We start from the raw sequence: 2,367 nt of genomic DNA on the forward strand, positions 1-2,367 counted from the left end.
GGTGAACAGCGTGCAGGACTACTGGCGGCAGGAGTTCCGGCGGCGGGGGCGGTCGTACAGCCCCTCGCCGACGGTGTTCTTCGGCGGCCGGGTCGGTACGGCGTGCGGGACGGCGACCTCGGCGGTGGGGCCGTTCTACTGCCCCGGGGACCGCAGGGTCTATCTGGACCTGGGTTTCTTCGGCGAGCTGCGGACCCGGTTCGGCGCCTCCGGCGGCCCCTTCGCGCAGGCCTACGTGGTGGCGCACGAGTACGGGCATCACGTGCAGGACCTGCTCGGCGTGCTCGGCCGGTCCCAGGACGGCCCGGCCGGCGCGGACAGCGCCTCGGTGCGCACGGAGCTTCAGGCGGACTGCTACGCGGGCGTCTGGGCGCGGCACGCGACGAGCACGCCCGACGAGTCGACCGGGCGCCCGCTGGTCACCCGTCTGACGGCCGCCGACATCAGGGACGGCCTGGACGCCGCCGCGGCCGTGGGCGACGACCGGATCCAGGAGCGGTTCCAGGGGCGGGTGACGCCGGAGACCTGGACGCACGGGTCGGCGCGGCAGCGGCAGCAGTGGTTCGAGCAGGGGTACCGGACCGGCGACATGGGGCGGTGCGACACCTTCCGCTGAGGCGTTGTCGGTGCCGCCTGCGAGACTTTCGGAACACGGCGGAACCGATGCGCGAAGGAGTGATCGGCATGGCAGGCACGGGCGGCGGCGCACGGCCGAGCATCTACCCCACGCTGCTGTACGCGGACGCCAGGGCGGCGATCAGGCAGCTCACGGAGGGCCTGGGCTTCACCGAGCTGTCGGTGTACGAGACGGAGGACGGCACGGTGATGCACGCCGAGCTGGTCCAGGGCGGCGGCGCGGTGATGATCGGCTCCAAGGGCCGCGGCGGCCTCTTCGACGCGGCGATGAAGGACGCCGGACCCGCCGGGGTGTACGTCGTGGTGGACGACGTGGACGCGCACCACCAGCGGGCCGTGGAGCACGGGGTGGAGATCCTGATGCCCCCGACGGACCAGGACTACGGCTCGCGGGACTACATGGCCCGGGACGCCGAGGGGAACATCTGGAGCTTCGGGACGTACGCCCCCGAGATCGGCGTCTGAGCCGCTCCCCCGCCGCTCATCCCCCGGTGTGCACCTGGAACGCGGCCCGGCGCACGGCCTTGGCCAGCGCCGGGTCGGGGTGGGCGGCGGCGAGCGCGACCAGGACCTGCACGGTGCGCGGGTGGCCGACGGCGCGGACCTCGTCCAGCAGCTGGGGCACGGAGGGCTGCACCGCGGACTCCAGGTGCCGGACCAGCATCGGCGCCTCGCCGTGGTCGGCGACGGCGGCGGCGGTGTCCACCCACAGCCAGGTGGCCTCCTCCCGGGTGAGCACCTGGTGGGCGTCCTCCGGGTCGACGCCGTCGTGCTCGGCGAGCCACAGCAGCGCGTACGGCCGCAGGGCCGGCTCATCGACGACGGCCCGTACGTCGGGTTCGGCGGGCGCGCCGACGACGCGCAGCGCCTCGAAGGCCAGGCCGCGCAGCAGGGCGTCGTCGCCGCGGGCGGCGCCGATCAGCTCGGTGACGGCGCTGCCGACGGGGCGGGCGGCGAGCCAGGCGCGGTACTCGGCGCGGGCCGCGTTGGGGCGGAGCTGCGCGCAGCCGCGGAGCATGTCCTCGGCGGACTGCTCGATGTTGCCGGCGGGGCTCTGCGCGGCCACGCAGATCTGCTCCAGCTTGACCCACACCGCCCAGCTGCCCAGCGGGGTGAGCGTGGCCTGGCCGTCGCCGTAGGTGAGGGCGCCGACGGAGGCCAGGGCGCGCAGCGCCCAGTCGAGCAGCGGGGCGAGCGGGGTGTCCGCGGCGGGTGCCGGGTCCACCGGGTCCGGGGATCCGGCGGGCTGCCCGGTGCCGGGCTCGTAGGAGACCTCGCAGCGTTCGGTGCGCAGTTCGGTGACCCGCTGCTGGAGCAGGTCGAGCAGCTGCTCGACCGGGACCGGGCCGGCGGACAGCTGGAGGAAGGAGAGCACCTGGGGCATGGCCGAGACGACCTCGGCGACGGCGGCCGGTTCGTGCCCGTCGGGTTCCGGGCAGGCGAGCGACCAGGCGTCGAAGAGGGCGACCCAGCCGCGCAGCACGGCACTGTCGTCGCGGTCCCAGGCGCGCAGCCGCCAGCCGGGGCGCGCGCTGTCGCCGTGCACCTCGACGAGTCCGGCGAGGCGGGCGGTGTCCCAGTCGGCGCGGACCTGAGCGGTGCTCAGGCCCAGTTCCGCGGCGGCGCGTTCGGCGGTGGCGGCGGAGAGCGTGGCCTTGCCGTCGGTGGTGGCGCCGGCGCGGCCGGGGCCGAGCGCGGCATCGGCCCAGCGGGCGACGCGGGCCGCGCCGG

General features: G+C 75.6%; 3 protein-coding genes. 2 read left to right on the plus strand and 1 reads right to left on the minus strand.

All coding sequences use genetic code 11. From position 1 onward, the window contains the following. On the plus strand, nt 1-616 hold a 616-nt coding region (gene ypfJ / locus CCN44_RS41920), incomplete at its 5' end, for a KPN_02809 family neutral zinc metallopeptidase (RefSeq protein WP_107502186.1). A gap of 68 nt (nt 617-684) precedes the next feature. After that, entirely contained in the window at nt 685-1,101 is a 417-nt protein-coding gene (locus tag CCN44_RS41925) for a VOC family protein (RefSeq protein WP_223283932.1), read from the plus strand. A 16-nt stretch (nt 1,102-1,117) separates the two neighbouring features. Here the strand turns inward: CCN44_RS41925 and CCN44_RS41930 are convergent. Continuing rightward, nucleotides 1,118-2,367, minus strand: a 1,250-nt coding sequence (locus CCN44_RS41930; RefSeq protein ID WP_086704496.1) for a hypothetical protein, incomplete at its 5' end; no start/stop codon positions are given.

Source organism: Streptomyces tricolor, from assembly GCF_002155905.1.
Lineage (GTDB): Bacteria > Actinomycetota > Actinomycetes > Streptomycetales > Streptomycetaceae > Streptomyces > Streptomyces tricolor.